The sequence below is a fragment of the Microvirga massiliensis genome (assembly GCF_001006805.1).
In the GTDB taxonomy this organism is placed as follows: domain Bacteria; phylum Pseudomonadota; class Alphaproteobacteria; order Rhizobiales; family Beijerinckiaceae; genus Microvirga; species Microvirga massiliensis.
Window position 1 is genome coordinate 402242 of the sequence record NZ_LN811358.1, and the last position, 21700, is coordinate 423941.

The 21700-nt window shown below is 65.0% G+C and carries 17 protein-coding genes and 1 tRNA gene; 12 read left to right on the forward strand and 6 right to left on the reverse strand.

Annotated elements, in window-relative coordinates; translation table 11 throughout:
* The first annotated feature begins 25 nt into the window (after positions 1 to 25).
* The 8 genes from BN1233_RS26110 (at position 26) to acuI (ending at position 11350) form a co-directional block, all read left to right on the forward strand.
* Positions 26 to 946, forward strand: coding sequence for a glycine--tRNA ligase subunit alpha (locus BN1233_RS26110; RefSeq protein WP_082145655.1), 921 nt, complete (start codon positions 26 to 28; stop codon positions 944 to 946).
* A 70-nt stretch (positions 947 to 1016) separates the two neighbouring features.
* Complete coding sequence (gene glyS / locus BN1233_RS26115; protein ID WP_046866515.1) at positions 1017 to 3122, forward strand: glycine--tRNA ligase subunit beta; 2106 nt, start codon at positions 1017 to 1019, stop codon at positions 3120 to 3122.
* Between the two features lie 156 nt (positions 3123 to 3278).
* On the forward strand, positions 3279 to 3932 hold the full coding sequence (locus BN1233_RS26120; protein WP_046866516.1) for a L,D-transpeptidase: 654 nt from the start codon (positions 3279 to 3281) through the stop codon (positions 3930 to 3932).
* A gap of 196 nt (positions 3933 to 4128) precedes the next feature.
* Positions 4129 to 6807: a pyruvate, phosphate dikinase gene (gene ppdK, locus BN1233_RS26125; RefSeq protein WP_046866517.1), complete on the forward strand. Its 2679-nt coding sequence runs from the start codon at positions 4129 to 4131 to the stop codon at positions 6805 to 6807.
* An 84-nt stretch (positions 6808 to 6891) separates the two neighbouring features.
* Entirely contained in the window at positions 6892 to 7335 is a 444-nt protein-coding gene (locus BN1233_RS26130; protein WP_046866518.1) for an SRPBCC domain-containing protein, read from the forward strand.
* A gap of 373 nt (positions 7336 to 7708) precedes the next feature.
* Positions 7709 to 8881, forward strand: a complete 1173-nt coding sequence (locus tag BN1233_RS26135; protein ID WP_048708173.1) for a cell wall hydrolase — start codon at positions 7709 to 7711, stop codon at positions 8879 to 8881.
* Between the two features lie 160 nt (positions 8882 to 9041).
* Positions 9042 to 10277, forward strand: coding sequence for an MFS transporter (locus BN1233_RS26140; RefSeq protein ID WP_046866519.1), 1236 nt, complete (start codon positions 9042 to 9044; stop codon positions 10275 to 10277).
* An 86-nt stretch (positions 10278 to 10363) separates the two neighbouring features.
* Complete coding sequence (acuI, locus tag BN1233_RS26145; RefSeq protein WP_046866520.1) at positions 10364 to 11350, forward strand: acrylyl-CoA reductase (NADPH); 987 nt, start codon at positions 10364 to 10366, stop codon at positions 11348 to 11350.
* 254 nt (positions 11351 to 11604) lie between these two features.
* On the opposite strand, the gene BN1233_RS26150 is transcribed toward acuI, so the two are convergent.
* The 4 genes from BN1233_RS26150 to BN1233_RS26165 all read right to left on the reverse strand — a co-directional run bounded on the left by BN1233_RS26150 (position 11605) and on the right by BN1233_RS26165 (position 15798).
* Positions 11605 to 12819 carry an ABC transporter substrate-binding protein gene (locus BN1233_RS26150; RefSeq protein WP_046866521.1) on the reverse strand — a complete coding sequence of 405 codons (1215 nt, stop codon included), beginning with the start codon at positions 12817 to 12819 and terminating at the stop codon, positions 11605 to 11607.
* A gap of 62 nt (positions 12820 to 12881) precedes the next feature.
* Complete coding sequence (locus tag BN1233_RS26155) at positions 12882 to 13901, reverse strand: SMP-30/gluconolactonase/LRE family protein (RefSeq protein ID WP_046866522.1); 1020 nt, start codon at positions 13899 to 13901, stop codon at positions 12882 to 12884.
* Positions 13902 to 13995: 94 nt separating this feature from the next.
* Positions 13996 to 14772 carry a cyclase family protein gene (locus tag BN1233_RS26160; RefSeq protein WP_046866523.1) on the reverse strand — a complete coding sequence of 259 codons (777 nt, stop codon included), beginning with the start codon at positions 14770 to 14772 and terminating at the stop codon, positions 13996 to 13998.
* Positions 14773 to 14850: 78 nt separating this feature from the next.
* Positions 14851 to 15798 carry a LysR family transcriptional regulator gene (locus BN1233_RS26165; protein ID WP_046866524.1) on the reverse strand — a complete coding sequence of 316 codons (948 nt, stop codon included), beginning with the start codon at positions 15796 to 15798 and terminating at the stop codon, positions 14851 to 14853.
* A 230-nt stretch (positions 15799 to 16028) separates the two neighbouring features.
* Between BN1233_RS26165 and wrbA the strand changes: the two genes are divergently transcribed.
* Positions 16029 to 16628: an NAD(P)H:quinone oxidoreductase gene (wrbA, locus tag BN1233_RS26170; RefSeq protein WP_046866525.1), complete on the forward strand. Its 600-nt coding sequence runs from the start codon at positions 16029 to 16031 to the stop codon at positions 16626 to 16628.
* Between the two features lie 21 nt (positions 16629 to 16649).
* On the opposite strand, the gene BN1233_RS26175 is transcribed toward wrbA, so the two are convergent.
* Positions 16650 to 17660, reverse strand: coding sequence for an L-threonylcarbamoyladenylate synthase (locus tag BN1233_RS26175; RefSeq protein WP_082145656.1), 1011 nt, complete (start codon positions 17658 to 17660; stop codon positions 16650 to 16652).
* 111 nt (positions 17661 to 17771) lie between these two features.
* Here BN1233_RS26175 and BN1233_RS26180 point away from each other — a divergent pair, with 111 nt between their 5' ends.
* The 3 genes from BN1233_RS26180 to BN1233_RS26190 are packed head-to-tail and all read left to right on the forward strand — an operon-like array spanning position 17772 to position 21201.
* On the forward strand, positions 17772 to 19556 hold the full coding sequence (locus tag BN1233_RS26180; RefSeq protein ID WP_046866526.1) for an acyl-CoA dehydrogenase family protein: 1785 nt from the start codon (positions 17772 to 17774) through the stop codon (positions 19554 to 19556).
* Between the two features lie 4 nt (positions 19557 to 19560).
* Positions 19561 to 20412, forward strand: coding sequence for an SDR family oxidoreductase (locus BN1233_RS26185; protein WP_046866612.1), 852 nt, complete (start codon positions 19561 to 19563; stop codon positions 20410 to 20412).
* Between the two features lie 36 nt (positions 20413 to 20448).
* Positions 20449 to 21201 carry an SOS response-associated peptidase gene (locus BN1233_RS26190; RefSeq protein ID WP_046866613.1) on the forward strand — a complete coding sequence of 251 codons (753 nt, stop codon included), beginning with the start codon at positions 20449 to 20451 and terminating at the stop codon, positions 21199 to 21201.
* A gap of 415 nt (positions 21202 to 21616) precedes the next feature.
* Here the strand turns inward: BN1233_RS26190 and BN1233_RS26195 are convergent.
* Positions 21617 to 21693 (reverse strand) — tRNA-Met (locus tag BN1233_RS26195).
* Positions 21694 to 21700: the final 7 nt, after the last annotated feature.

Consider the following 21700-nt stretch of genomic DNA (forward strand, 5'->3'; position numbering starts at 1 on the left):
GACAATGTCTACCGAACCCGCGTCCATGAGCCCCGCGCGCTCGTTCCAGGGGCTGATTCTCACGCTCCAGCGCTACTGGGCGGAGCAGGGTTGCGTGATCCTGCAGCCCTACGACATGGAGGTCGGCGCCGGCACCTTCCATCCGGCTACGACTCTGCGCGCGCTCGGTCCGAAGGTGTGGCGGGCCGCCTATGTGCAGCCCTCCCGGCGTCCGAAGGATGGCCGCTACGGCGAGAACCCGAACCGGCTGCAGCACTATTATCAGTTCCAGGTAATCCTGAAGCCGAACCCGCCGGATCTCCAGGAGCTGTATCTGCGCTCGCTCGAGGCGATCGGTATCGATACGCGCCTGCACGACGTGCGCTTCGTGGAGGATGACTGGGAGAGCCCGACGCTCGGAGCCTGGGGCCTCGGCTGGGAATGCTGGTGCGACGGGATGGAGGTCAGCCAGTTCACGTATTTTCAGCAGGTCGCCGGCTTCGAATGCGCGCCCGTCTCAGGCGAGCTCACCTACGGGCTCGAGCGCCTCGCCATGTATCTCCAGGGCGTCGAGTCGATCTACGACCTGAACTTCAACGGCCTCGATGGTGACGAGCGCGTCACCTACGGTGACGTCTTCCTCCAGGCCGAGCAGGAATATTCGCGCCATAATTTCGAATTTGCCGACACGGAGATGCTGTTCCGGCATTTCCGCGATGCCGAGGCAGCCTGCAGGCGCTACCTGGAAGCCGGCGAGCTGGCCATGGACGCAAATTCGGAACGCCATGCGATGGCGTTGCCGGCCTATGATCAGTGCATCAAGGCCAGCCATGTCTTCAATCTGCTCGATGCTCGCGGCGTGATCTCGGTCACGGAGCGGCAGAGCTACATCCTGCGTGTGCGTGAGCTCGCCAAGGCGTGCGGGGCCGCCTGGCTGAGAACGGAAGGCGGGGGAGCACCCGCATAGCCCAGCGCTGACCGGGAGATTTCTCCCCGTCACGTCCATCCGCCGCGCCCATCACGACAGGCTTCTGCCAATGCCCGATCTTCTCCTTGAGCTGTTCTCCGAAGAAATCCCCGCGCGCATGCAGCGGCGCGCTGCAGCGGATCTGCAGTCGCTCGTCACGAATGCGCTGGTGGATCGCGGCTTTCTGTACGAGGGCGCGCGCGCCTACGCGACACCGCGCCGCCTGGTGCTGCAGGTCCATGGGCTTCCGCCGCACGGCAAGGATGTGCGCGAGGAGCGTCGTGGGCCGCGTGTCGGCGCGCCGGACGCGGCCATTCAGGGCTTCCTCAAGAGCGCGGGGCTTTCATCGATCGATGAGGCTCGGATTCAGAAGGATCTCAAGAAGGGCGAGTTCTACGTTGCGGTGATCGAACGCCCGGGGCGGCCGACTCCCGACGTTCTGGCCGAGATCCTTCCCGAGATCATACGAGCCTTCCCCTGGCCGAAATCCATGCGCTGGGGAGCGGCCTCGCGCGAGACGGGCTCGCTGCGCTGGGTGCGGCCGCTGCAATCGATCGTCTGCACCTTCGGGCCCGAAACGGAGGAGCCGGTCGTCGTCCCGTTCGAGGTCGACGGCATTACGGCCAGCGACGTCACCCGTGGCCACCGCTTCATGGCGCCGGAGCCCATCCGCGTCCGGCGGTTTGAGGATTACGTCCGGGCTCTCGAGAGGGCGCGAGTCGTCGTGGACCAGGACCGTCGAAAGGACGCGATCCTGCACGACGCGCGCGATCTTGCCTTCGCGCTTGGGCTCGAGCTCGTCGAGGACGATGCGCTCCTGGAGGAGGTGGCCGGGCTGGTGGAATGGCCGGTCGTTCTCGTGGGCAGCTTCGACGAGTCCTTTCTCGACATTCCGCCCGAGGTCGTTCGGGCAACCATCCGGGCGAATCAGAAATGTTTCGTGGTCCGGGACCCCGTGACCGGGCGACTGGCGAACCGTTTCATCCTGACGTCGAACCTTGTCGCCGAGGACGGCGGCAAAGTCATCGTTGCCGGGAACGAGCGTGTCGTGAAGGCGCGCCTGTCCGACGCCAAGTTCTTCTGGGACACCGACCGGCGCATCCCGCTCGAGAAGCGTCTCGACAAGCTCTCGTCGATCGTCTTCCACGAGAAGCTCGGCACGCAGGCCGACCGGGTGGAGCGCATCGTCTCGCTGGCAGGCGCCATTGCGGGCCGGATCGGCGCCGATCGCGGGCTTGCCGAGCGGGCAGCCCGCCTCGCGAAGGCGGATCTCGTGACCGAGATGGTCGGCGAGTTCCCGGAGCTGCAGGGCCTGATGGGGCGCTATTATGCGAAACTCCAGGGCGAGGCCCCGGAGGTCGCAGCAGCCCTGGAGGACCATTACCGGCCGCTCGGCCCGTCCGACCGCGTTCCGGACGCCAAGGTGTCAGTCGCCGTCGCCCTTGCTGACAAGATCGACACGCTGGCAGGCTTCTGGAGCATCGAGGAGAAGCCGACGGGATCCAAGGATCCCTATGCCCTGCGCCGCGCGGCGCTCGGGGTGATCCGCATCCTGCTCCAGAACGAGCTGCAACTCCCCCTGACCCCGCTGCTCCAGAGCGCACTCGCGGCGCAGTTGGGACAGGCCGATGCGGCCGCCTTTGCGAGCGATCTCCTGGCCTTTCTGGCGGACAGGCTGAAGGTCCATCTGCGGGAGCAGGGCGCCCGACACGACCTGATCGACGCCGTCTTCTCGCTGCCCGGGCAGGACGACATCCTCCTGATCGTACGACGCGTCGAGGCGCTCGGTCGCTTCCTCGACACGGAGGACGGCGGCAACTTGCTCGTCGGATATCGGCGTGCCGCGAACATCCTCCGGATCGAGGAGGCCCGCGACGGGCGGACCTTCTCCGAGGCGCCCGATCGCGCACTCGCCGAACGGGGAGAAGAGGCGGAGCGTCATCTTGCAGAGGCGCTGGACAAGGCTCGAACCGACGCCCGGCAGGCCGTGGCGATTCAGGATTACGAGGGCGCCATGCGTGTCCTGTCCGGGCTCAGGGGGCCCGTCGACAGCTTCTTCGACAAGGTCACCGTCAACGCGAACGATCCCGAATTGCGCGAGAACCGGCTGCGCCTCCTGAATGCGATCCGGGCTGCAACCAGAACGGTTGCAGATTTCTCGCGCATCGAGGGCTGAGCGGCAGGCGGAGTGCGGAGAACGAAGCGGTTCCGAGTTCGCCTACCGGCAAGGCGGGGCGGGCTGAATCAAACACGGTTAAGGTGTTGCAGTGCGGGCACAGCCATGTTGCTATGCCGCCTGTAGGAGACGCTGGTTCATTCCAGCATGAGCCCCATGATCAGCCGCCGCTCCTTTCTCGCCGCCCTGTCGGCCGCGCCACTCGCCGCCTGCAACGCCACGCAACAGGCGTCGCAAAGTGCCGCCGTTGAGGCCTTCAACGACTCGGCCTGGTACATCGGGACGCTCGACGACGAGCCGTTCGACATCCCGCTGGTCGACCGGAGCCGGATGAAGCCGGAATATGCTCGCCAGACCGTTTCCTACTCTGGCTCGGAGCGTCCCGGAACGATCGTCGTCGATATCGACCAGCGCTTTCTCTATCTCGTCCAGCCGGACAACCGCGCGATCCGCTACGCGATCGGCGTCGGCCGTCAGGGCTTCTCCTGGCGCGGAGCCGCTACTGTGGGCCGCAAGGCCGCCTGGCCTGCCTGGTCGCCTACGACGACCATGGTGAGCCTGAAGCCGGACCTGCCGCGCTTCCGCAAGGCGGGGCTCGACAATCCGCTCGGCGCCCGGGCGCTTTATCTCTACCAGGATGGGCGCGACACCCTGTTCCGCATTCACGGCACTAACGAGCCCTGGAGCATCGGCGAGGCGGTCTCGTCGGGTTGCGTCAGGATGCTGAACGAGGACGTGCTCGATCTCTATAACCGTGTGCCGGTCGGGACGACCGTCCTCGTCAAGCGGAACGGCCGCTGGCGGGTGTAGGAGTCCTCGACGACCAAGGCTCCTCCCGGCATTCGACTCAATTGGCGGGTTGCGCACCGCACCATCAGACGTCACTCTCGCGCCCAATCGGCTCGATGCACCGCCGGAACCTGGGCTGTTCAGGTTGTGTTTTGGAGCGGTGTGTTCCAAGCCCTGTCTCCTGCCTGCGGGCAGGCAATGCAAATAAGGTCGAGACATGACGAAATGGGTCTACACCTTCGGTGACGGCAAGGCCGAAGGCGAAGCAGGGATGCGCAACCTCCTTGGCGGGAAGGGCGCAAACCTCGCGGAGATGTCGAATCTAGGACTTCCGGTGCCGCCCGGGTTCACGATCACGACCGAGGTCTGCACCTATTTCTACGATCACGGTCAGAGCTATCCGCAGGACCTCAAGGATCAGGTCACCGAGGCCCTGTCTTTCGTCGGCCGCCTGACCGGGCGCACTTTCGGGGACCGCGACAACCCACTGCTCGTCTCGGTGCGGTCCGGTGCCCGGGCCTCCATGCCTGGCATGATGGACACCGTTCTCAATCTCGGATTGAACGATGTCACCGTGGAAGCGCTGGCGCGCAGCAGCGGCGATCCGCGCTTCGCCTATGACAGCTATCGGCGTTTCATCACGATGTATTCGAACGTGGTACTCGGAATCGAGCATCACCATTTCGAGCAGGTCCTCGACGAGCACAAGGATCGCAAGGGCTACAGCCTCGACACGGATCTTTCGGCCGATGACTGGAAGGCCCTGATCGGTCGCTACAAGACGCTGGTCGAAAAGGAGCTTGGAAAGCCTTTTCCGCAGGATCCGCAGGAGCAACTGTGGGGCGCGGTCGGCGCGGTTTTCGGCTCCTGGATGAACAACCGGGCGATCAAGTATCGCGAGCTGCACAACATCCCGGCGAGCTGGGGCACGGCCGTGAACGTGCAGGCCATGGTGTTCGGCAATATGGGCGAAACCTCAGCGACCGGCGTTGCCTTCACGCGCAACCCGTCGACTGGCGAGAAGGAGCTCTACGGCGAGTTCCTCATCAATGCGCAGGGCGAGGACGTCGTCGCTGGCATCCGCACGCCACAGGACATCACCGAGAAGGCGCGCATCGCATCGGGCTCCGACAAGCCCTCGATGGAAGCGGCCATGCCGGAAGTCTATGCAGAGCTTGTCCGCATCTACGGCATTCTCGAGAAGCACTACCGTGACATGCAGGACATGGAGTTCACGGTCGAGCGCGGCAAGCTCTGGATGCTCCAGACACGGAACGGCAAGCGCACGGCGAAAGCCGCTCTTCGCATCGCGGTCGAACTCGCGAACGAGGGCGTGATCACGCAGGAAGAAGCCGTCAATCGCATCGATCCGGCTTCTCTCGATCAGCTTCTGCATCCGACGATCGATCCCAATGCGGAGCGGCGGATTCTCGCGACCGGCCTGCCCGCCTCTCCGGGCGCGGCTTCCGGCGAGGTCGTATTCTCCTCCGACGAAGCCGAGGCCGCGAAGAAGGCAGGCCGCAAGGTCATTCTCGTGCGCGTCGAGACCTCGCCCGAGGACATTCACGGCATGCACGCAGCCGAGGGCATCCTGACGACGCGCGGCGGCATGACATCCCACGCCGCCGTCGTGGCGCGCGGCATGGGCAAGCCCTGCGTATCGGGTGCAGGTGCGATCCGGGTCGATTATGCGGCGCAGACGATGTCGGTCGGCGGCGTCACGCTCGCGAAGGGCGAGACGATCACCATCGATGGCTCGACCGGCCAAGTGTTGCAGGGCTCGGTGAAGATGCTCGAGCCGGAACTCTCCGGCGAATTCGCAACCCTGATGGGCTGGGCCGACCGCGTGCGGCGCATGAAGGTTCGTGCCAATGCAGAGACGCCGCTCGACGCGAAAACGGCCAGGAACTTCGGGGCCGAGGGCATCGGCCTGTGCCGCACCGAGCACATGTTCTTCGATGGCGACCGGATCATCTCGGTGCGGGAAATGATCCTCGCCGATGATGAGGCTGGCCGACGCGCGGCCTTGTCGAAGCTCCTGCCGATGCAGCGCGCGGATTTCGTCGAGCTCTTCACGATCATGAGCGGATTGCCGGTGACGATTCGTCTGCTCGATCCGCCGCTGCACGAGTTCCTGCCGCACACCGAAGACGAGATCGCGGAAGTCGCATCCTCCCTGAACATGTCGCCCGACAAGCTCAGGAGGCGCAATGCCGAACTCCATGAGGTGAATCCGATGCTCGGATTCCGCGGCGTGCGGCTGGCGATCGCCTATCCGGAGATCGCGGAGATGCAGGCGCGGGCGATCTTCGAGGCGGCCGTGGAAGCAGGAAAGGCGACCGGACAGCCCGTCGTGCCGGAGATCATGATTCCGCTCGTGATGACCAAGGCGGAATTCGATCTCGTCAATGACGTGATCGTCTCCATGGCAGAGGCGGTTGCGGCCGAGACCGGCGTCACGGTCGAATACCAGGTCGGCACGATGATCGAACTGCCGCGCGCCGTTCTGAAGGCCGGAGAGATCGCCGAATCGGCCGAATTCTTCTCCTACGGGACGAACGATCTCACGCAGACGGCGCTCGGCATCTCGCGAGACGATGCCGGATCCTTCCTCGGGAGCTACACCGCGAAGGGCATCCTGGCGACCGATCCGTTCGTGACCATCGATCAGGATGGCGTCGGAGAACTCATGCGGATCGCGACCGAGCGGGGCCGGCAGGTCCGCAAGGACATCAAGCTCGGGATCTGTGGCGAGCACGGCGGAGATCCCCAATCCGTCCGGTTCTGCGAGACCGTCGGCCTCGACTACGTCTCCTGCTCGCCCTATCGCGTTCCGATCGCGCGCCTCGCCGCCGCACAGGCGGCACTCGGCGGTAACGTCGCAAGCCAGGCCTGAATCGGTACGGGCCCGGATCTCGAAAGACCCGGGCCCGCTGCACCTTTCTCGGCGTGAACCCGCCGGGGCACGGCGGTCATTCACATGGCAAAGACCATCGAGACCAGCATCACCATTGCTGCACCTCCCGCGCGCGTATGGGATGTACTGACCGATTTCGCGCGCTTCCCCGAATGGAACCCGTTCGTTCGCTCGATCAAGGGCGACCTCGCCGCGGGATCGAGGCTCGACGTGCAGATTGCGCCTCCGGGCAAGAAGGGCATGCGCTTTCGTCCGATGGTGCGCGCAGCGAACGCGAACCAGGAACTGCGCTGGCTCGGCTCACTCCTCGTGCCCGGCCTCTTCGACGGCGAGCACTATTTTGTCCTGGAGCCGCAGGGCAACGGAACGACGCGTTTCGTTCACGGCGAACGGTTTTCCGGAATTCTCGTCGGGCTCATCATGAGCACGGGCATGCTCGACGCAACGCGCCAGGGTTTCGAGGCGATGAACGCGGCGCTCAAGCAGCGGGCCGAGGCGCAGACTTGAGGCGGTGTCTCTTCGTCATTGTGAGTCGCAGGCAGAGTGCTTCATCCTGAGATGGCAGCCTGGATTGCTTCGCCTTCGGCTCGCAATGACGAAGAGGGCGTGAGCACGGGAAGAGCACTGTCGGAAACGAAGTAGTGCCTGACTTACTGCCGTCGTTGCGAGCCGAAGGCGAAGCAATCCAGGAATCGGGCGCAACACCCGGATAACTTCACTCGACTCGTGATCACGGAATTGAGTGCGGCGTCCGTAGTCACAAGACTCACAACGCTGCCGCTGCCAAGCCTCGGGCGAGTTAAGCCTCTCTCAACCATACCGGTCGATAAAAGTGACCCGGACCACCCGGTCCGGCCACTTCCAAGTCGATCGAGGTCCCGTGCGTCTTCACCGCCGCCGACTCCAGACGAGATGGATCTGTGCCACCGCCGTTCCGTGGGTGCTGGCGGGCGGTCTGCTCGTCTCCTTCACTGCCGCCGCAGGAAACGATCCGCGGGCAGGCGTCAGCGCCGCTCTGCGTACCACGACAGGCGAACTCCTGTCGCACACTCTTCTCGTGCCCCTTTTCGGCACGGCCCGGGACGAGGGCGCCGGAACGGAGCCGGAAGAATTGCCGCTCCGGAGTGCAGCTAAGAAAGTCCCAATGCCAGCCCCGGAGGTCGTGCGCAGCCTGAAGGGCGATCCCGTCGTCGATCTGGGGCCGAGCCTGTCGCGGCGTGCCCGCTCGGTTGCGGCGCGCGCCGCCTCGCGCATGGTCTTCACCAACAATGACCGCATTCTGCCCCCAACCATCCTGATGCCGGGGCGACTCGAAGGCCCGAACCTCGAAGAGCAGGGATTCGAGCCCTGGGAGGGCTCGGAATGGACGACGACCCGTCAGACGAGCTCCGTCCAGTCGCCTGCCGCGGCAGCGGCCGGATCGACGGGCGCGGCAGTCGGAGCACGGACTCCGGCTGTGAAACGGGCTGTCGTGATCTCCTCGGCGACTCCGGCGCCTACAGACGCAGTGCCCGCCGAAATCGCCGCTGCGCCCGTCTCGTTCCCGCAATCGCTCCGGCTCGATCGTGAACGGGCAGGGGGCCTGGATGGGGGAGCGTCCGATCCCGAGCGGCCGCGCTATGCCGATCTCGTCGATCCGGACAACCTCCAGAAGGAGCGCCGCTGCCTCGCGGAAGCGATCTATTTCGAGGCGCGGAGCGAGCCCGAAGAAGGGCAGGCGGCCGTCGCGCAGGTGGTCCTCAACCGCGTTCGCAGCGGGCTTTATCCGTCCTCCATCTGTGGCGTCGTCTACCAGAACCGCCACCGGCACCTCGCCTGCCAATTCACCTTCGCGTGCGAGGGCAAGGCCCTGCGCATCTCCGAGCCGGAATCCTGGAACGCGGCGCAACGGATCGCGGGCGAAGTCCTGAACGGAAAGCGGTATCTCGCCGAGGTCGGCGGATCGACGCATTACCACGCGAATTACGTCCGGCCCTATTGGGCGCGCCGCCTCAAGAAGATGGACGTGATCGGCCGCCATATCTTCTACAAGCTGAGGCCAGGCCAGACCTGAAGACCATTACGGGCTGGCGGCCACGAGGAGCCGTCAACATGGCGCGATCCACAGCTATGTGGCCGGCCGCCATGCAGCCTGCTAATGGGTCCGATCACGAACCTGCGTTTCCCTGGGCCGCCGACCTGCCGTAAAAAGGCCGGCTCCCGGAGGCTCACCCATGCAGAACGTCACCCGCCGCATCGCTCCCGAGTGGATCATCCTGAGCGGCTGCCTGATTGCCCTGCTCTCGTTCGGGCCGCGAGCCTCCGTCGGCCTGTTCCAGGTCCCGATGACCATGGAGTTCGGCTGGGGGCGCGACACCTTCGGTCTGGCGATCGCCATCCAGAACCTGCTCTGGGGTATCGGGCAGCCCTTCGCGGGTGCCGTCGCCGACCGGTTCGGGCTCGTTCGTGTGATGTGCCTCGGCACGATCCTGTACGGCCTGGGTCTCGTTATCATGGGCTGGGCGACCACGCCGGCGGCCCTGCATCTCGGAGCCGGCGTCCTCGTCGGCCTTGGGCTTGCGGGGTGCTCGTTCAATCTCGTCCTGGCCGCCTTTGGGAAGCTCCTGCCAGAGAACTGGCGGCCTCTCGCCTTCGGCGCCGGGACGGCGGCCGGGTCATTCGGCCAGTTCCTGTTCCCGCCCTTCGGCAACCTGCTAATCGACCGGATTGGCTGGCACGATGCCCTTCTCGTCTTCGCGGGCACGCTGCTCCTCGTGATGCCGTTGTCGCTCGCTCTCGCGAGCCGGAGCCAAGGCTCGTCAGCCGGGAGTGCTGCCGTCGAAGCGCCGAAGCAGTCGATCGGGCAGGCCCTGACGGAGGCCTTCCAGCACCGGTCATACGTGCTGCTCGTCCTTGGCTTCTTCACCTGCGGATTCCAGCTCGCCTTCATCACCGCGCATCTGCCGGCCTATCTCGTCGATGCCGGCCTTTCGCCCTCCATTGGCGGGTGGACGCTGGCAGTGATCGGGCTCGCCAATGCCGTCGGATCATTGTGCTCGGGCTGGCTGACGCACCGCACGTCGAAGCGCTGGCTCCTCGCTTGGATTTATCTCGGCCGCTCTGTAGCAATCGCGGCCTTCATCCTGATCCCGGCCTCGCCGACGACATCCATCCTGTTCGGGCTCTCGATCGGGGTGCTCTGGCTCTCGACGGTGCCGCCGACGGCGGCACTCGTCATGCTGATGTTCGGCACGCGCTACATGGCAATGCTCTACGGCTTCGTCTTCTTCTCGCACCAGGTCGGCGGCTTCCTGGGCGTCTGGCTCGGGGGCGTGCTATACGAAGCCTTCGGGAGCTACGATATCGTCTGGTGGCTCTCGGTGGCCCTTGGCCTCGCCTCGGCGGCGATCAACCTGCCCATCCAGGAGCGGCCGGTGGAAAGGCCAGCCATGCCGCAGCCGGCCGAATGAGCATCGTCTCCATGATGTGACGGCCCTGTGTGCCTTGCTGCACCGGCGGGACTGGGCCAAAACCGGATGGATCACAGGAGGCAGGCATGGGCATGTTCAAGGCAGTCGTCGTCGAGAAGGACGAGTCGGGGCAGAAGGTTGCCCTGCGCGCTTTTGACGAGAGCGAGTTGATGGATGGTGACGTGACCGTGCGGGTCACGCATTCGACGCTCAACTACAAGGACGGCCTCGCCCTCACCGGGAAGGCGCCGGTCGTGCGTCGCTTTCCGATGATTCCCGGCATCGATTTCGCCGGCACTGTCGAAAGCTCGACCCATCCCGACTTCAAGAGCGGTGACGCCGTCGTATTGAACGGCTGGGGCGTCGGCGAGACCCATCTGGGCGGCTATGCCGAGAAGGCTCGCGTCAAGGGCGATTGGCTGATCAAGCTCCCGGAGGGAATGACGGCGTCGCAGGCGATGGCGGTCGGTACCGCAGGCTACACGGCGATGCTCTCCGTGATGGCGCTCGAGCGCCATGGCCTCACGCCGGATCGCGGACCGGTGATTGTCACCGGCGCGTCGGGCGGTGTCGGATCCGTTGCGATCGCCTTACTGGCGCGCGCGGGATGGCACGTGATCGCTTCGACGGGGCGTGTGCAGGAATCTGATTATCTGAAGGGGCTCGGCGCTGCCGAGATCCTGGACCGGGCGGAGCTTTCAGGGCCAGCCCGTCCCCTCGGCAAGGAACGCTGGGCAGCAGGCGTCGATTCGGTTGGCTCGCACACACTCGCGAACGTGCTCTCGATGACGCGCTATGGCGGCGCGGTTGCGGCCTGCGGGCTGGCGGCCGGAATGGATCTTCCGACTTCGGTCGCGCCGTTCATTCTGCGCGGCGTGTCGCTTCTCGGCGTCGATTCCGTGATGGCTCCGAAATCCTTGCGGCTCGAGGCCTGGAAGCGCCTCGCGCAACACCTCGATCACGCGAAGCTGGCCTCGATGACGTCGACGATTCCACTCGATAAGGTGATCGAGGCCGGACCGGAGATTCTCGCCGGAAAGGTGCGCGGGCGCATCGTCGTCGAGATCGCGTGATGCGTTCGCGCGCCGATGCATAGTCAACCCGTCCTTGCGAACGAAGTGAAGCGATCCGGGAGCGCATCCGTCGTCGGGTAGATTGCTCCGCCTGCGGCTCGCAATGACGGAGGTGCGTCCGGAGTCCACTTCCGTTTCAAGTCCTGCACCTCCCGTCCTAAGATCCTCTTCGTCATTGCGAACGGAGTGAAACAATCTACCCATCGACAGATGGATCGCCTCGCCTCCGGCTCGCAACGACGAAGTGAGTCACGTCACTTCTTGATCGCTGGGCAGGTGCTCTGGCTGAGCGGCCGGAAAGCCTCGTCTCCTGGAACCGTGCTCACCAGCTTGTAATAGTCCCACTCGCCCTTAGACTCGCTCGGCTTCTTCACCTGGAAGATGTAGAAGTCGTGCACCATGCGGCCGTCCTCGCGCACGCGCGCGTTCCGCACGACATCGTCCTCGATCGGCACTTCGCGCATCTTCTGGATGACGGTCTTCGCATCGTCGCTCTTTGCTGCCGCGACGGCCTTCAGATAGTGGCGCACGCCCGAATAGATGCCCGCCTGGATCGCGGATGGCACCGTCCCGTGCTCCTTCTTGAAGCGCTCGGAGAATGCGCGTGTGCGGTCGTCGAGATCCCAGTAGAATCCCTCCGTTACGGTCGTGCCTTGTGCCGTCTCGAGACCGAGTCCCTTCACGTCCATCACGGTGAAGAAGAATGCGACGAGTTTCTGATTCCCGCTCGTCATCCCGAAATCCTGAGCGGTTTTGACGGCGTTGATCGTGTCGGCGCCTGCATTCGCGAGGGCAACGATATCCGCTCCGGAGGACTGCGCGGTGAGCAGGAAGGAGGACAGATCGTTCGACGGGAACGGGTGGCGCGTCGAGCCGAGCACCTTGCCGCCCTTCGCGGTCACGATCGATTTGGCGTCGGCCTCGAACTGGTGGCCGAAGGCGTAGTCGGCGGTCACGAGATGCCATGTCGTGCCCGGCTCCGTCAGCCCGTTGGCGACGCCGGCAACCTGCACATAGGTATCCCACATCCATTGCACGACGTGATCGGGCTGGCAGGCGTCGCCGGTCAGCCGCGCGGTGCCCCCGGCAAACAGCGCCATCCGGTTCTTCTCCTTGACGAGCGGCGCGATCGCGAGCTGCAAGGCCGCATTCGACATGTCGACGAGCACGTCGACACCGGCTGTGTCGATCCATTCGCGCGCCTTGTTGACGCCGATATCCGGCTTGTTCTGGTGATCTGCGGAGAGGACCTCGATCTTCATCCCCGCGCATTCGGCCTTCAGGCAGTCGTCGACGGCCATCTGCGTCGCGACGATCGTGCCCTTGCCGCTGATATCGGCATAGACGCCCGCCATGTCCGTGAGGACCCCGAGCTTGACGGTGCCGTCGGATATCTCCGCAACCGACGGAGTGATCCCGATTCCCGCGGATATGGCAGCGCAGGCTGCGAGCTGGCGTGCTTTCATCATGTCCTTCTCTCAGTTTCTCGTGCTTGCAGTCAGAAAGGTCCGGTTACTGCTCGTGCCGGCTCTCACCAGTGCACCATCGGCAGACCGGCAACTGGTGAGCGGAAATAGGGAATCCGGTTGCCTCGGAGACTGCCGATATAGACCGTCTGGAGATCGGCCCCCCCGAAGGTGACGCTCGCGAACCATGGGGCGACCGTGCCGCCACAGGCGAGCATGAGTTCCGGTGTCGCCTCGTCTCGCGCGAAGGCATCCATCAGGGCTCGGCCTGCCGGACTGTTCCGGTCATCATCAAGGAGAATGTGCAGATCGCCCTCGGGCGTGATTGCGAAGATGCGGTCCGTCATGACATGCGTGCCCCAGAGATTCCCGTAGGAATCGAAGGCGATGCCATCAATGAAGGCACCATGGTCGGCAGGGCCGAAAATCTCCCGGTCGACAAGGCTGCCGTCATCGAGCACCCGCAGGCGCGCGATTCGGCGCGCGCAGGTTTCGGCGACATAGAGCCACTCCTCCTGCGCATCGAGCCGGATCTCGTTGGTGAAGTGGAAGCCGTCGGCCACGATGCGCAGCCGACCGCGATCGTAAAGTGCGATGAAACCGTCGATGATGGAGGGACTCATCGCCCGCATCCAGTTTTTCGTGCGCGTCGAGATCGTCAGCCAGAGCCGGTCGCGGCTGTCACGCAGGACGAAATTGACCTTGCCGATCGGCTGCCCGTCGATCGCATCGACCAGAACCCGCGTTTCGCCGTCCCGCGTCATCACCTCGAGCCGGTCGGTTCCGAAATTCGAGATCACGATGTCACCGTTGCGCGCGAAAGCGAGCCCGTTCGGAAGCGTGCCGGCAATGAAGCGCGTTTCGTCGTCGGCGGCCTCGGCAAAGGTCGATTCGGCCTTTTGGGTCACGAGCCGCTGGCTGCCGTCGGACCGGATGTGCACGACACCGCCGCGGGCGTCAGCGGCCCAGAGCGATCCGTCGTGCTCGGCCAGAATGCATTCCGGCCTCTGCAGGTCTTCTCCGATATAGGAAATCGAGGAGCGATCGACCGTGAAGCCGTCGATCGGATTGGAGCGATGTACCATGATGTTCGCTTCAGACGTCTTTGGAAGGGGAGGGCATTTTCGGGACGGTGTTCCGTTCGAACAGCGGGCTCATTCTCTCAGAAGGATGACGCACTCAGTCCTGGAAGATCGCTACGGCGCGGGTGAAGCCCGCCGATGCACCGCGGATCTTGAAGGGAAAGCAGGACACCATGAATCCGTTGGGCGGCAGGCTTTCGAGGTTGGCGAGCTTTTCGATGTGGCAGTAGGCGCGCTCCATGCCGGCGCGATGACCCTCCCAGATGATCGACGGATCTCGGGTCTCCGCAAAGCGCTTGGCTGTGTAGACGAAGGGAGCGTCCCAGCTCCAGGCATCAGTCCCGGTGATGCGGACGCCGCGTTCCGTGAGATAGAGCGTCGCCTCTCGGCCGATGCCGCAGCCGCGCGAGACGTAATCGGGCTCGCCGTATCGCGCGCCCGCAGCGGTGTTGACCAATACGATATCGAACGGCTGCAGGCTATGGCCGATACGCGCCAGTTCCGCCTCGATTTCGGCAGCCGATACTACGTGGCCGTCTGGGAGATGCCGGAAATCGAGCTTTACGCCGGGAGCGAAACACCATTCGAGCGGTACCTCGTCGATGGTAATCGCGCGCTTTCCGCCGTCCATCGTGGAATGGAAATGATAGGGCGCGTCGAGATGAGTTCCGTTGTGGGTGGAAACCTTGAGGCGCTCCAAGGCCCAGCCTTCGCCGCCCGGCAGATCTGAGACCGTTCCACCGGGGAAGAAGCTGATTATGTCAGCCGCGGATGCGTGATGGTCGACATATTCGATCTCGGGCAGATGGCCCGGAGGGTCGGAGGCGATCCCTGCTTCGAGGGCAACCGAGAGATCGACGATACGACGGGGCATGGGAATAATCCTGATGTGTCTCGGCGGTAGAGCAGATCATGGCGCGGCTGGAAGGTGCAGTAAAACCGCCCATGCCGATCAGGCTCGGCTCGCTGCAGCGACACCTTGCGACGCCTGCGTTGTCTCACCCTCGATCGCGCGACGCTGCTTCGTGACTTCCCCCGCAATGAAATCCAGGAACACTCGGACGCGTGCGGACTGGCGGAGATCGGGATGTGTGAGCAGCCACAGGCCGGTCGAGAAGTCCGGCACCGGTGGCGTGAGCCGGACCAGATCTGGCTTCGCATCGGCGATGAAACAGGGCAGGGGGCCGATGCCGATTCCGTATTCGACGGCTTCGGAGAGGCCGAGAACCGTATTCACCTTGTAGATGATGCGCTCGGGCGGCACGCGGTCGCGCACATAGCGTGCAACCTTCAGCCCGCCGAGATTGTCGCCGAGCGCTACCCAGTTGCGACCATACAGCCCCAGGAGATCGGCCTGCCCGGGATTCGGGAAATCCTCGGCGCGCCCATAGACGGCCCAGGCGATCGTCGCGGCGCGGCGACCGACCAGCGTCTCGGGCGGGTTGTCGGTTGCGCGAATAGCAACGTCGGCGTCCCGCTTCGACAGGTTGAGAGCTTGGTTGGCCAGCACGACGTCGAGCCGAACCTCGGGGCAGGCACGGGTGAACCGCGCGAAAAGCGGCGTCAGGAGATGGACGAGAAGCGTATCATTTGTCGTCACCCGCAACTCACCCGCCGGAGAGACGGCCTGACCCGCGAGCTTGCGCGCGAAGGCCGCGACGTCCTCCTCCATGCGCTCGGCCAGGAGGGACATCTCCTCGCCGGCGGGAGTCAGGGCATAGCCCGTGCGATGGCGTTCGAACAACTTGACGCCGAGCCCCTCCTCGAGCTGCCCGAGGCGCCGGAAGACCGTCGAATGATTTACGCCGAGCCGCTCGGCCGCGCCGGCGAGGCCGCGTGACTCGGCGATGCACTTCACGAGCCTGAAATCGTCCCAGGCTAGAGCTTGGCGTGCCGTCATGGGTTGCACTGATGCAAACTCGATCGTGCGAACCTACCCCTGGTCTTGCAGAATGGAAATAGCAAATCTTACCCGACCCGGTCAGTCCCTCCAGCGGGTTGCACCTGCGTCGGCCGCTGCCGGTCGGGCCGGCGCAGCCGCTCATTCGCGGGCAAACTGATCCACCCCATCATCCACTTCGACGGGCGGCGTCGCGAGGCGCCGCCCTCGCATTGCGACAGGAGATCTGAATGACGAAGGTTTTGATACTGTACTACTCGACCTACGGACACATCGAGACGATGGCGTATGCCGTGGCCGAGGGCGTGCGGCAGGCGGGCGCCGAGGCGGTGGTAAAGCGAGTGCCCGAGACTGTTCCTCGCGAGATTGCGGAGAGGGCCCATTTCAAGCTGAACCAGTCGGCGCCGGTCGCGACCGTCGAGGAACTGGCCGAATACGATGCCATCGTCCTTGGCGTTCCGACGCGCTTCGGCCGCATGGCGTCGCAGATGACGGCCTTCTGGGATGCAGCCGGAGCGCTCTGGGCGAAGGGCGCCCTGGTCGGCAAGGTCGGCAGCGTGTTCACTTCCACCGCGACCCAGCACGGCGGACAGGAGACGACGCTGTTCTCGGCGATCACCAACCTGATGCATTTTGGCCTCGTCATCGTTGGCCTGCCCTACAGCTTCGAGGGACAGACGACGATCGAGGAGATCACCGGCGGCGCCCCCTACGGTGCCACGACGATTGCTGGCGGCCAGGGACAGCGGCAGCCGAGCGAGAACGAGCTTGCCGGCGCCCGCTTCCAGGGCCGGCACGTCGCGCAGATCGCGGCGAAGTTGAGGGGCTGAGCTCCCGAGCCTCTTGGATTTCTATCCGGGAGGCCTGTCCGCCGCGGCGCGCGCGAGGCGGTCGTTGATCGCCTCGCCGAGCCCAACCGGCGGAATGGGGACGACCGCAATAATAGGTGCGCCGCTTTCGTCGAGCTCGCGGAGCGCTGAAAACAGACGTGCCGCTGCCTCGGCGAGGTCGCCCGACGGACTGAGGTTCACGGTAGCGGCAGCGTGCGCCAGGCCCGCGGGCCGGAAAGGCCCGAACAGCAGGATGGCCTCGCCGGCGCGAATGGCCTCTGCATGCAGGCGCACCCTGGCCCGCGGTGCGTAGTGGGACTCCAGCATGCCGGGCGCGCTGGGCCGCTCGAGATTTCCGGCCTCACCGACTCCTGGCAACGGGCGCCCGATCACGTCCACGAGCTGCTCGCGCGGAATGCCGCCGGGTCTCAGGATCCGGAGCTCGTCACCGAGGCACGAGACGATGGTGGACTCCACGCCGACGCTCGTCGGCCCTGCATCAAGAACCGCGGCGATCCGTCCATTGAGATCGGCAAGGACATGCTCGGCCTGGGTCGGGCTCATACGCCCCGAGCGGTTCGCGGACGGGGCGGCGAGTGGCTGCCCGACACTCGTGAGGAGCGCATGCGCCACCGGATGTGCGGGGACCCGCAGCCCGATGCTCGGCAGTCCCGCCCGGGCAAGGTCCGTGATCTCACAGGTTTCGGCGAGCGGCACGACGAGCGTGAGCGGACCGGGCCAGAAGGCCTCGGCGAGGCGCAGAGCCTCCCTTCCGAACACTCCTTGGTGCTGCGCAGCCGCGAGATCCGCGACATGGGCAATCAGTGGGTTGAAGGAAGGGCGCTCCTTGGCGGCATAGATCGCTGCGACGGCACGGCCCTGCGTCGCATCGGCGCCGAGGCCGTAGACCGTCTCGGTCGGGAAGGCGACCGCGCGGCCTGCCTTCAGGAGGTCCGCGGCGCGCGCGATCCCGGCGTCGTCCGCGGCGAGATGCTCGGTGCGGAGCCCTTCGATTGACCCTTGATCCTTCACGCCTAATGTGACCTTTCCAGCCGAGAGATGGGCAGAACGCTGCGCGCGGGTGTAGACCCACCGCCGGCTGCGTCAACGGCAACGCCGCATCGCGGCACACGGGAGTACTCCATGAGCTATCGCGCTCCGGTCGGCGATATCGCATTCACGATGCGCCACGTGGCAGGTTTCGATGCGGCGGTCACCGAGGGCCTCTACGGGGATCTGGGAGTGGATCTCGCCGAGGCGATCCTGAACGAGGCGGGGCGGTTCGCAAATGACGCTATCGCACCGCTCAACCGGGTTGGGGACGAGCATGGCGCGCGACTCGAGGACGGCAGGATCACGATGCCGCCCGGCTGGAAGGAGACCTACCAGGCCTGGACGGAGGGCGGCTGGAATGCACTGCCCGGGCCAGTCGAATATGGCGGGCAGGGCTTGCCGGTGCTTCTCAATTCCGGCTGCGTCGAGATGTGGAACTCGGCCTGCCTCGCCTTCGGGCTCGGGCCCCTCCTGACGATGGGAGGGGTCGAGGCGCTCGCCGAGCACGGGTCGGAAGAGCTCAAGGCCCGCTATCTCGAGAAGATCGTGTCGGGCGAGTGGACCGCCACCATGAATCTCACGGAGCCGCAGGCGGGCTCCGATCTTGGGGCGCTGCGCACTCGTGCGGAACCGGCCGGGGACGGGACCTACCGGATCACCGGCCAGAAGATCTTCATCACTTACGGCGAGCACGACCTCACGGGCAATATCGTCCACTTGGTCCTCGGGCGTCTTCCCGATGCACCGCAGGGCACGAGGGGCATTTCCCTGTTCCTGGTGCCCAAGGTGCTCCCGGACGGAACATCGAACGACGTGCGCTGCAGCGGCATCGAGCACAAGCTCGGGATCCATGCCTCGCCGACCTGCACGATGAGCTACGGTGATCACGGCGGAGCCGTCGGCTGGCTCATCGGAGAGGAGAATCGCGGCCTCGCCTGCATGTTCACGATGATGAACAACGCACGCCTTGCTGTCGGAATCCAGGGCGTCGCCATCGCGGAGCGCGCCTATCAGCAGGCTCTCGCCTATGCGAACGAACGTCGCCAGGGCCGGGCATTGGGCAGCCATTCCGAGGGCATGAGCCCGATCATCGAGCACCCGGACGTGCGCCGGAACCTCCTCACCATGAAGGCGCTGACCGGTGCCGCGCGCGCGATCTGCCTGCTTACGGCCGCCGCGATCGACCGTTCTCATCGCGAGCAGGATCCCGAACGCCGGCGGGCCGCCCAGGAGCGCGCGTCGCTCTTGACGCCGGTCGCGAAAGCCTTCTCGACCGATATCGGCGTTGAGGTCGCCTCCATCGGAATCCAGGTCCATGGAGGAATGGGGTTCGTGGAGGAAACCGGAGCGGCACAGCATCTCCGGGATGCGCGTATCCTGCCGATCTACGAGGGCACCAACGGTATCCAGGCGATCGATCTCGTGATGCGCAAGCTGCAGCTCTCGGGTGGAGATACCGTGCGGGCGCAGATCGCGATAATGCGCGCCACCGTCGACCGGCTCGTGCGCAAGTCGACGCCTGCTGCCTTCGGGATGACGGCGCCGCGGTTGCGGGAGGCTGTCGACGGCCTCGACCGGGCGACGAGCCACATCCTGAAGGTGCTGGTGAGCAACACGCCGCAGGCGGCGCTGGCGGTCGCGACACCATATCTGCGCCTCTTCGCTTTGGCGCAGGGCGGCATATCCCTTGCGGATGCGGCGCTGGCGGCCTCCCGGCTGATGGAGGAGGGTGAGACGGATCCGGCTCACGTGGGGCGGATCGCCCTGTGCCGCTTCTTCGCAGAGAATCTGGCGACGGCCGCAGACGGACTCGAGCAGACGGTCCTCGCCGGATCGGATGCGCTGGACGGCGCGCCGTTGGCATTGGCGAGCTGATGCCATGAACCTTGCCGGCAAGACGCTCTTCATCACCGGCGCCTCGCGCGGAATCGGGCTTGCGATCGGTCTTCGCGCAGCACGTGACGGCGCGAATATCGTGATCGCGGCAAAGACCGCCGAGCCGCACCCGAAGCTGCCGGGCACGATTCACACGGCGGCTGCCGAGATTGAGGCGGCCGGCGGTCGTGCGCTTCCTCTCGTCGTCGACGTGCGCGACGAGAGCGCCGTTAGGGACTCGTTCGACGAGGCGGCCCGTGTGTTCGGCGGCATCGATATCGTCGTGAACAATGCGAGCGCAATCAGTCTCACGCCGACGACACAGACAGACATGAAGCGGTTCGATCTGATGCATCAGATCAACACTCGCGGCACCTTCATGGTCTCGAAATTCGCGATCCCGCATCTCGAGCGCGCCGGCAATCCGCACATCCTGATGCTCTCGCCGCCGCTCGATCTGCAGGAGAAGTGGTTCGCACCGCATCTGGCCTACTCGCTCGCGAAATACGGAATGAGCCTCTGCGTTCTCGGTCTTGCGAGTGAGCTGCGCGAGAAGGGCATCGCCGTCAATGCACTCTGGCCGCGGACGACGATCGCGACCAGCGCCATCAAGAACCTGCTCGGCGGCGACGCCATCATGCGTGCGAGCCGCACGCCCGAGATCCTGGCCGATGCCGCGTACGCGGTGTTCTGCAAGCCCGCACGCTCCTTCACGGGAAACTTCCTGATCGATGACACTTTCCTGGCCGGGGAGGGCGTCACGGATTTCGGCCGCTATCGCGTTGATCCATCGGTGCCGCTGCAGCCGGATTTCTTCGTGCCGGACGAGCCCGCGCCGCCGGCATCCTCCATGTGATGGGCCTGCTTGGAATCAATCGACGGGCACCAGATCATGTGCGGACGCTATGCGATCACTCTGCCCCCGGAGGCGTATCGGTCTTTGTTCGGCTATGTCGAGCAGCCGAATTTCCCGCCACGCTACAACGTGGCACCGACGCAGCCGGTACCGATCGTTCACGCCGACGGGAACGATCGGCACTTTCGGCTGGTGCGCTGGGGTTTTCTGCCGGGTTGGGTGAAGGACACCAAGGCGTTCCCTCTCGTCATCAATGCTCGCGGTGAGACGCTGATCGACAAGCCGGCCTTTCGAAACGCCTTCAGGCGCCGCCGATGCATCTTTCTCGCGGACGGCTTCTACGAGTGGCAGCGCCAGGGCAAGTCGAAAGCGCCTTTCCTCGTTCGCATGCGCGACGGCGGTCCGATGCCGCTCGCCGGAATCTGGGAAACTTATCACGACTCATCGGGCGGCGAGATCGACACGGCAGCCATCGTGACCACGACGGCGAATGGCACCCTCGCGCGCGTTCACGAGCGTATGCCGGTGATCCTCGGCCGTGAGGCCTTCCCGCTCTGGCTCGACAACGACGAGCGTCAGGCCTCGGGTGCTCTCGAACTGGTCAGGCCCTGTCCCGATGAATGGCTAGACTTGGTGCCAATCAGTTCACGCGTGAATTCCGTCGCGAACGACGACCCGGATGTGCAGACACCACTTCCGGTGCCTGTCGCCGGGCCGGTCGTGCAGAAGACTCCGGCTGCCGCGCGGGCTCGCTTGCTTGACGAGGATGCTCAAGGACGATTGTTCTAGACGCTCACGAGTTCGCTTCGTCAGGGATGGCAAGGGACTTCTGTCATGCGGCAGAACGTGTCTTCGTGATCGGCGGTCACGGAATCGATCATGACGAAGATGCCCTCATCCCGAGAGCGGCCACGAGTTACGCAGGGCTCATTGTCGGACCCACCGCCGTCTTTGCGAGCCACAGACCGTACGCACAACCCATTCCGCCGTACCTCCGACCTTGCGAGCCGCAGGCGAAGCAATCTACCCGTCGACGGATGCGCTCCTGAATTTCTTCACTGCGCTCGCAATGACGTGGAGGGCGCGAGGAACCTGTCGGAAGCGAAAATGCCTCCAGTCTCGCGACGTCATTGCGAGGCGAAAGACGGGTGAGCTGGCACGACAAACGAAAGCCCGCCGCGGGTGAGGCGGCGGGCTGGAATTTTGGTTGCGGGGAGAGGATTTGAACCTCTGACCTTCAGGTTATGAGCCTGACGAGCTACCGGGCTGCTCCACCCCGCGCCAATCG

Bases quoted from the DNA above. Each gene is read 5' to 3' on its own strand.
- BN1233_RS26110 (WP_082145655.1), top strand. From the start codon at position 26: ATGAGCCCCGCGCGCTCGTTCCAGGGGCTGATTCTCACGCTCCAGCGC.
- glyS (WP_046866515.1), top strand. From the start codon at position 1,017: ATGCCCGATCTTCTCCTTGAGCTGTTCTCCGAAGAAATCCCCGCGCGC.
- BN1233_RS26120 (WP_046866516.1), top strand. From the start codon at position 3,279: ATGATCAGCCGCCGCTCCTTTCTCGCCGCCCTGTCGGCCGCGCCACTC.
- ppdK (WP_046866517.1), top strand. From the start codon at position 4,129: ATGACGAAATGGGTCTACACCTTCGGTGACGGCAAGGCCGAAGGCGAA.
- BN1233_RS26130 (WP_046866518.1), top strand. From the start codon at position 6,892: ATGGCAAAGACCATCGAGACCAGCATCACCATTGCTGCACCTCCCGCG.
- BN1233_RS26140 (WP_046866519.1), top strand. From the start codon at position 9,042: ATGCAGAACGTCACCCGCCGCATCGCTCCCGAGTGGATCATCCTGAGC.
- acuI (WP_046866520.1), top strand. From the start codon at position 10,364: ATGGGCATGTTCAAGGCAGTCGTCGTCGAGAAGGACGAGTCGGGGCAG.
- BN1233_RS26150 (WP_046866521.1), bottom strand. From the start codon at position 12,819: ATGATGAAAGCACGCCAGCTCGCAGCCTGCGCTGCCATATCCGCGGGA.
- BN1233_RS26155 (WP_046866522.1), bottom strand. From the start codon at position 13,901: ATGGTACATCGCTCCAATCCGATCGACGGCTTCACGGTCGATCGCTCC.
- BN1233_RS26160 (WP_046866523.1), bottom strand. From the start codon at position 14,772: ATGCCCCGTCGTATCGTCGATCTCTCGGTTGCCCTCGAAGCAGGGATC.
- BN1233_RS26165 (WP_046866524.1), bottom strand. From the start codon at position 15,798: ATGACGGCACGCCAAGCTCTAGCCTGGGACGATTTCAGGCTCGTGAAG.
- wrbA (WP_046866525.1), top strand. From the start codon at position 16,029: ATGACGAAGGTTTTGATACTGTACTACTCGACCTACGGACACATCGAG.
- BN1233_RS26180 (WP_046866526.1), top strand. From the start codon at position 17,772: ATGAGCTATCGCGCTCCGGTCGGCGATATCGCATTCACGATGCGCCAC.
- BN1233_RS26185 (WP_046866612.1), top strand. From the start codon at position 19,561: ATGAACCTTGCCGGCAAGACGCTCTTCATCACCGGCGCCTCGCGCGGA.
- BN1233_RS26190 (WP_046866613.1), top strand. From the start codon at position 20,449: ATGTGCGGACGCTATGCGATCACTCTGCCCCCGGAGGCGTATCGGTCT.